This window comes from Bacillus sp. ISL-46, from assembly GCF_018613205.1.
The window spans coordinates 42795-50297 of sequence record NZ_JAGGQR010000058.1; the positions used below are offsets into that span (position 1 = coordinate 42795).

Annotated in this window: 8 protein-coding genes; 7 read left to right on the forward strand and 1 reads right to left on the reverse strand. The window is 33.8% G+C overall.

Annotated features, from left to right (window positions below; all coding sequences use genetic code 11):
- The first annotated feature begins 233 nt into the window (after positions 1 to 233).
- The 3 genes from J7E67_RS25425 to J7E67_RS25435 all read left to right on the forward strand — a co-directional run bounded on the left by J7E67_RS25425 (position 234) and on the right by J7E67_RS25435 (position 2103).
- Entirely contained in the window at positions 234 to 752 is a 519-nt protein-coding gene (locus J7E67_RS25425; protein ID WP_214733056.1) for a GNAT family N-acetyltransferase, read from the forward strand.
- A 213-nt stretch (positions 753 to 965) separates the two neighbouring features.
- Positions 966 to 1370 carry a GNAT family N-acetyltransferase gene (locus tag J7E67_RS25430; protein ID WP_214733057.1) on the forward strand — a complete coding sequence of 135 codons (405 nt, stop codon included), beginning with the start codon at positions 966 to 968 and terminating at the stop codon, positions 1368 to 1370.
- Positions 1371 to 1509: 139 nt separating this feature from the next.
- Positions 1510 to 2103, forward strand: a complete 594-nt coding sequence (locus tag J7E67_RS25435; RefSeq protein WP_214713089.1) for a dienelactone hydrolase family protein — start codon at positions 1510 to 1512, stop codon at positions 2101 to 2103.
- Between the two features lie 1590 nt (positions 2104 to 3693).
- On the opposite strand, the gene J7E67_RS25440 is transcribed toward J7E67_RS25435, so the two are convergent.
- A complete protein-coding gene (locus J7E67_RS25440) occupies positions 3694 to 4473 on the reverse strand; it encodes a LysM peptidoglycan-binding and 3D domain-containing protein (protein WP_214733058.1) in 780 nt (259 codons plus the stop codon).
- A gap of 288 nt (positions 4474 to 4761) precedes the next feature.
- On the opposite strand from J7E67_RS25440, the gene J7E67_RS25445 reads away from it, so the two are divergent.
- The 4 genes from J7E67_RS25445 to J7E67_RS25460 all read left to right on the forward strand — a co-directional run bounded on the left by J7E67_RS25445 (position 4762) and on the right by J7E67_RS25460 (position 6988).
- Complete coding sequence (locus J7E67_RS25445; protein ID WP_214713087.1) at positions 4762 to 5472, forward strand: hypothetical protein; 711 nt, start codon at positions 4762 to 4764, stop codon at positions 5470 to 5472.
- 148 nt (positions 5473 to 5620) lie between these two features.
- Entirely contained in the window at positions 5621 to 5794 is a 174-nt protein-coding gene (locus J7E67_RS25450) for a hypothetical protein (RefSeq protein WP_214713086.1), read from the forward strand.
- A gap of 321 nt (positions 5795 to 6115) precedes the next feature.
- Positions 6116 to 6403 (forward strand): hypothetical protein, encoded by a 288-nt coding sequence (locus tag J7E67_RS25455; protein ID WP_214733059.1) that lies wholly within the window; start codon positions 6116 to 6118, stop codon positions 6401 to 6403.
- A 90-nt stretch (positions 6404 to 6493) separates the two neighbouring features.
- The gene (locus J7E67_RS25460) at positions 6494 to 6988 is read left to right on the forward strand and encodes an MIP/aquaporin family protein (RefSeq protein ID WP_251026998.1); all 495 of its coding nucleotides are present in this window, start codon (positions 6494 to 6496) and stop codon (positions 6986 to 6988) included.
- Positions 6989 to 7503 lie beyond the last annotated feature (515 nt).

Sequence of the window (7503 nt, forward strand, 5' to 3'; positions counted from 1 at the left end):
GTTTTGATAAAAGTCGCGATGTTTTGCCTTTGGATATGGTTATCTAAAGGGGCATTTTTATAGTGAAAGGAAAAAAGAATATCTGAATTAAAAGATGAATTAAGGAACTGTTGAGTGACAATAAAATTGTTCCATTAAAGGGCGCAATTCTGCAGCAAGAATTGTGCTTTTTCTTTATAGGGCCATTTAATCGAATAAAAGAAATTAACTACTCAAAAGATGGGGGAATCATTTTGAAGGTAATCCAGATGGAACGATTATACCTTAGGCAGTTGGTAATGGATGATAAAAACGAATTATCGAGAGTGCTCTCTGATCCGGAATCCATGCAATACTATCCTCATCCTTTTAACGAAGAGAAAGTGAAAAACTGGATACATTGGAATATGGAGAATTATAAGAGATATAACCATGGACTGTGGGCAGTGATTTTAAAAGAAGGTGATATATTTATTGGCGATTGTGGGATAACGATGCAAAAAATCGAAGGTAAAACATTACCGGAAATTGGTTTCCACATTATTAAAGAATATTGGAATAAAGGATATGCAACGGAAGCTGCTTCTGCTTGTAAGGATTATGCATTTAACGTCTTGAAATACCCGAAAATATTTTCTTATACGACTCTAAAAAATATCCCTTCACAAAAAGTTGCAGAAAAAATCGGAATGAAGATTTATAAGTTTTTTGAAAAAAATGGTGAACAACAAGTTGTTCAGGTTTCATATAACGATGGAGAAGGATGGTGGTAAAAAGCATCATATTGGTCGTTATTCAATTATCGGGCGCATTCCTTTAATAAGGACTCCGTCTTTTTAATTTAGGACGGCATTTCAAAAGAATGGAAGGTTTTTTAGGAAGTAAATTGAATTAATTGATGTGGTATGGAATTATTCAAATATTAGATGGAATTAAAGTGACTACACGAACTATAATACGTTACACATGTTAAAAAGGAGGACATTATGGATCTACCAAAGCACTTTGTTCAGTCAGTGCGTTTATACTTTAAAGAACAGGGGGAAGCCTGGTTACAAAATTTGCCGAATTTAATTCATTTCTGCGAACAAAAATGGTCCATGAAGATAAAAGAACCTTATTTTAAGAGAACAAAGCACTCTGCGTATCTTGTTATTGGTATTTTAGAAGAATACAGAGGGCAAGGGATAGGAACAGCTTTATTTCAATGTTTAGAAGAGTGGGCAATAAATCATAATATTTCACGATTAGAACTTACTGTGGTAACACAAAATGACTCAGGTGTAGCTCTATATAAGAAAAGTGGATTTGAAATTGAAGGTACGAAGAGAAATTCACTTATGATTGATGGAACGCCTTTTAATGAGTATTATATGTCTAAATTATTATGAGTATCTTTACTCCGTTAAAGGGCGCGATGCTTATATAAGGGGCATCGCCTTTGGTATTTAACAAATGAGCAAATTGGTAGAAACAATATAATATTGTATTAATTAAACAATATGAAAATCATTACAGGGGTTGTATAAGGTGATCAAAATCCATAAAAATTCCGATAAAGTAATCATTGTAGTACACGAAATATATGGAATTAACCAACATATAACAGATTTATGTGAATTATTATCAGAACAATATTTTGATGTTATTTGTCCAAATTTATTAGAACAAGAAATCCCTTTTAGCTATTCTCAAGAAGAAAAAGCTTACCGCAATTTTATTGATAATGTTGCTTTCATTAATGCATTACATAAAGTAAAAAATATATTATCTGATATTAAAGATGAATACTCAAAAATATTTGTCATTGGATTTAGTGTAGGGGCAACTGTTGCATGGATGTGTAGTGAAGAGGAATATGTCGATGGGATTGTCGGATACTATGGTTCACGTATTAGAGACTTTGTAAATATATCTCCAAAATGTTCAACAATGCTATTTTTCCCGGAAGTAGAAAAATCGTTTAATGTTGATGAACTAATTTCAACTTTAGATAAACAGAATATAGATATACATATATGTAAGGGTGAACACGGATTTAGTGATCCATACTCACCTAAATACAATGTAGAATCAGCACAAAATACATTTAGAGAAACATTGAACTTCTTTAGAACTAACTGAGTTTTTATTCCACAACCAGCTAATATAGCTGAATGCTTATTCCATTAAAGGGCGCAATTCTGCAGCAAGAATTGTGCTTTTTCTTTATGTTTAGGGCCAAATTGTGGAATAACTCCTTTAAAGAAAGTTGGATCACTATGTTAAATTTCGGAAGAGTGAGGAAAATCACAGTTGAATAATCTAATTTAAAGAAAGGGAATAAGGTGAAATAAAAACCTTGTTCCTTTTTTATTTTGTAGGCTTCTAATCCTGAAAGGATTGCCGTTCTCCGCTTACTTAATTTTTAACATTCATGCCGAAAACTATGACACTAGTGGAAACTAGCTAATCGCAGCTATGCTGGGTATAGGCACAAATTTCTAGTTCAGCAGCTAACTGGGTTTCCTTATTAAAAGAGTCATAATTGAAGACATCTCTCGACTAACTTTTTAGGTGTTTGATGGGATAAGGTCAGTAGTGGTGCGTGCTGAGATCATTATTAATTAATCGTTTGTGTAGTGGGGAAAAGACGGGCAATTTATAGAATTTTGTAAGTTTAATAGAAACCTATCCGATTTTGTGGAAAGTTGGATTATTTCCTGCGGAATTTACTTCCGGTTCTCGACAAATTTCATTCTTGCTTCGCAGGGGAAGTACTTATAAATCAGTACTTGTTGCTTTTTTAACTAAACGTTTGAATAGTATAGCCTAAATAGAATTTAATCGAACGGCGTCGATTAGTGACAAAAGTAATTTGGGCCGTTTCTTTCTCCAATTTTAAGACCATTTTTCAACAATTTATTTATGCCTTGGAGAAGGGTGATTCATATTTATCAAGGAATGCAGCCATTCTAATCAAACGTTTAATTGAAAGGAAAACCTGAGGGAAATGGTCGAAGTTTGTAATTTCATCGATTGGTGCTGGAGTGAACTTCTTCTCCTACAAACCAATAATTACTGGATAAATTAACAACAGAAAATCCCTAAATATGTTTTTTTAGGATAAACAAGGTAAATCCAGGAAAGTGTGCCTGGATAGTCTATTACTCTAAAAATAAAACAAAAAAATTTAATATTTTAGACTAATAGTGCTTTTTGTGGGATACGAATCCGTTCTCTATTGGATTCGTTTTTATGTGTAATAACAAATATTTTTTTAGAATTTTGCTATATTCATTGAAGTAAAGTACCGTGGAGGAATAATTTTGAAAAACATATTTGAGACCATGGGGACGGTTCTACTGGTTTTATCTGATTTTAGAAAGTTCATGGGGGATGATTCTTGTGATCGGGACTAACATCATTAAAAGCCATGAGAACCGTCCCTGTGGAGTTACTTGAGGATACTGGTTTTTTGTTGATTTATTTTATTCTAAAGAAAAATTACAAGTTTTAGCTTACTTTACGTTAATGACGTTTGTGATATGAAAGAAATCAATGGTTATAGAAGAATCATGTCGAGTGTTTTCATATTATTTGGCTAAATCACAAAATGTGGTGATGAATCAAAAAAGGTAATTTAAAAAACACTGCAACCCCTTGATAAATAAAGGGAGTTGCAGTGTTTTTTACGTAAATAGAGATCCTCAGGATTGTCTGGTTTTTGGCATGTTAGTTTAATATTGTTACCTTTAATTGTTTTACTCCAAAATTGATCGCATCTTGATTAGAAGGAATAAAGATATCAATTCGATTTCCTTTAATGGCTCCGCCAGTATCTCCAGCGATTGCATTTCCATAGCCTTCTACATAAACTTTACTTCCAAGCGGAATAACAGATGGGTCAACTGCGATGACCTTTGCATTTGGGTTTGCTTTAAGGTTAATACCAGTAGCGGTAGTACCGGAACATCCCTCACATGAAGCCGTATAGGCTGTAGCCTTCACAGTAATTTCCCTTGAACTTGTATTAGTAGTTGATGCAGCTTCTACCGCGGGTTCACTTTCCCTTGGTGCTTGCGCTGCAGGTTTTGCTGATGCTGTTTGTGCAGCAGGCTTCGTTTGTTTTTCTGTTACAGTAGTATTAGTCGTATTTAAACCTTCATAGATTAATAGATTTAATCCAGGATGGATGAGATCGGTAGTTAATTTGTTCCATTCCTTAAGTTGCGAAACAGTTACCTGATAATCCATGGCTATATCCCATAGTGTATCACCTTGCTTAACATCATAATGTTTTTCTGGTGCAATGGTTAGTACATCTCCAGGGTGAATAAGGTCCGTAGTAAGATGATTCAACTTTTGTATATTTTCTAAAGATGTATTATTTGCGCGTGATAGATCCCAAAGGGTATCCCCTTTTTGTACTGTTACTGTAGCAGCTTGTACATTAGCACTTACAGTTACTGAGAGTACAGCAACTGCTATAATTGATATAATTCTTTTAAGCATTCTTTTACCCTCCACGTTCTTTGGTTGCTAAGTTTTTATCATCGTAACATAGAATTGTCTGAAACAAAGAACAGGGAGATGTTAAATCCTTTACGTCCGTGGCGTTTATATTACAATAGTATTTCCAATCCCATTTTAATAACTTTCGATATTTTAGCCCCAATACATTCTGCATAACGATGACATTTCATAATTTTTTCATATTTCCTTCACTGAAAGTACACACCAAGTGGATAAATTAGATAGGGAAGTGGTAATGCCATTTCTACAATAAAGGAGGAATGGTTAATGAAAGTTAAATCATCTTTACTGGTACCGGCAATCACACTTGCTTTGCTTGGTTCTGCTGCATCTGCAACAGCAATCAAATCGGACAAGGAAAATACGGATAAAGCAAAACAAGAACAGATCGTATATAAAAAATCCGATAAAATGGATGAGTTATTGAACAAAGCATTACAATACGCTTCCCCGGCTGTAAAACAAGAATATGAAAACAATGTAAAGACAATGCGCTCATTGAGAGAAAAGCTTGGAAAGAAAGTGGAGTTTGGAAAAAGAGTAAAATTTAACAAAAAGATAGAAGCTTCGCCGGAAGCAAAAGAGATAATCGAGAAAGTAAAAGATGGAAATCTATCGAAGCAGGAAGCGAAACAACAGCTTATGAAACTTAATGGCGGAGAAAAAGGTGTTCGTATAAAAATTTCCGGCGCAGACAAAGAGCAAGTGAAGGCGATTATGGATAAAGTAAAAGCAGGAACCATCACAAAAAAGCAAGCCATGAAAGAAATGGAAAAACTTCCTGGAGCAAAAATGATTCAAATTAACAAAGAAGACCTAGCAAAAGTAAAAGAAAAACAGACGGACTGGGAGCAGCAACTGCAAGAAGCAATCAACAAAAAAGATCAAAAAACCATTGATTCGATCATTACCCAGCTCAATGATAAAATGGAGCAAGGTATACAAAAAAGACAACAATTGCTGAATGAAGCAAAATAAGAAATATAAGGATTCCTTGAACTCACTAAAAAAAGCAATATTTTATGAACAAAAAAGGAGTCTTGGGTGTAAAGTTTTGTTTTCGGGTTTTATATTGTTAGCCAAAGGGGAAAATAGTAAAGATAACTTGGAAAGGGAGGAATGAAAAATGGATGTTCCATTCACATCAAAGGAAGTCATTACTCAGATCCAGAAGTTACAGAACCAAGGTAATTCGCTACGTAAAAAAGAGGTAAAACAACTTTATCCTGATTTAATGCGGAGTGCTTTGTATTACTACCCAAGTTGGCAACATGCCATAGAAGAAAGTAAAGTAGGCTAGAATATTTAATTTACATCAAGATTAGAATAATATGAACTCTGTTAACAAAAAGGTTTCGCTCCCCGTGAAGCCTTTTTGTTATGCTTAAAGTTCCTTTAGAGCAATACAAAAATGCGTAATGGTGCTAGTGCTCTAGAAGTAAAATATTGATCAGTATTAATACCTATTTTTAAATTTGAGGTACCACCATAAAACCAACGCAAATACAATAAATGGAAAATAATAGTTTATTTTTCCAATAATAAGGAAATAATTGGTCATATTTATACATTCTTTAATTGACGCAATTGATTTGAGTTGGGATTAATAGGAGTGGTACTAATGAGGAAAATAAATAAATTAGCAGACTTATGTTGGGAGGGATTAACTTTAAAACACGTTTCTCACAAAGAGATTGTTATTCCTTATGTACTATTTTTTATTATTACATTAATTTTTGAGCTGTTTTTATCTTTTTTGTTGATCTTATCTTTTTTTCTATTCAGTAAATATGGATATAAACCTAATATTCAATACTATATGAGTGCTGTAATTTTGATTTTAATGTTAATCATTACAGTTCAATTGCTAATTACAACAATGAAGGTAGATAAAACCTATACGAAATAATAATACTTTAGATTGTTCGAAAAATGATTGATAACTAACGTATGGATTTATTCATTAGACAAGAAGGAGTGCACTATAAATTGCTACTGGTTGGGGATTTGCTGTTGGATTCCTGCAGTTATCTTTGGTGGAATTAGTGGAAATCATATAAACCCTGCTTACACCATTGCATTAGCAGTTAATCATCTATTTCCTATGGAAAAAGTTATTCCTTATATAACAGAACAACTCATTGGTGCATTTATTGGTGCAATGATTGTTTGGATAATGTATAAACCTTTTATGGATGATACAGAAGATGATATGGAAGTGCTAGGCTGTTTTGGATTAGTACCTTCCTACAAAAAAACTTATCTTAACGCATTCTTTACGGAATTCATTGGTACATTTATTCTAGTTTTTTGTGCAGTAAGTGTTCCTTTAGATGTATTAGAGAGTCTAAATATTCCTGTACTCAACCTAGGACCTGTTGGAAAGGATGCTCATAAATGGACGGAACGTCTAGATGTTGACAATGCCTTCGAACCTTTAAGAGATATGCTTTCTATTACAGTTAATCTATTATTAGCTGGGGACAATGATTAAAATATATTTGAAGACACCCTTCATTTAATAATGTCCTCATCGTTAAATATAAGGCAGCTTTGTAAAGAAGAATTAAGTTTTAAGAGAGGTTACTTTAGCATTGGTTTTCCGTCTCCAATCCAGAGTATAAAGTAACAAAAGGGCCAGGTCCCCACTACGTTAAGCATTATTGTAGTGGGGGCCTGACCCTTTTTCAATGGAATGGTACTAACCAAATGATATACCATGAGAACCGTCCCTGTGGAGCTTCGTTGTGGAAAAACTTCCCTTACACATCTGAAAAACCAATTATTTATCAATATTGGGGATATGGGCATGATTACAATGATGCTCGTAAATTACCTTAAACAATAATTTTATGTAAAATAGAAAAACTCAAACCATTACGATTGGTTTGAGTCAGACTGTCGACAAATTCGAAAAACTTGGGTTTGCCGGCAGTCTTTTTTATGTCTTTGTTAATTTGTTTGTTGATTTGCGCTCCAGGCGCTTCGCTTTCCGCGGGCGTAGCGGGG

What these genes read in the sequence shown, in the direction of transcription:
- J7E67_RS25430 (WP_214733057.1), top strand. Translation starts at nt 966, where the DNA reads ATGGATCTACCAAAGCACTTTGTTCAGTCAGTGCGTTTATACTTTAAA.
- J7E67_RS25440 (WP_214733058.1), bottom strand. Translation starts at nt 4,473, where the DNA reads ATGCTTAAAAGAATTATATCAATTATAGCAGTTGCTGTACTCTCAGTA.
- J7E67_RS25445 (WP_214713087.1), top strand. Translation starts at nt 4,762, where the DNA reads ATGAAAGTTAAATCATCTTTACTGGTACCGGCAATCACACTTGCTTTG.
- J7E67_RS25450 (WP_214713086.1), top strand. Translation starts at nt 5,621, where the DNA reads ATGGATGTTCCATTCACATCAAAGGAAGTCATTACTCAGATCCAGAAG.
- J7E67_RS25455 (WP_214733059.1), top strand. Translation starts at nt 6,116, where the DNA reads ATGAGGAAAATAAATAAATTAGCAGACTTATGTTGGGAGGGATTAACT.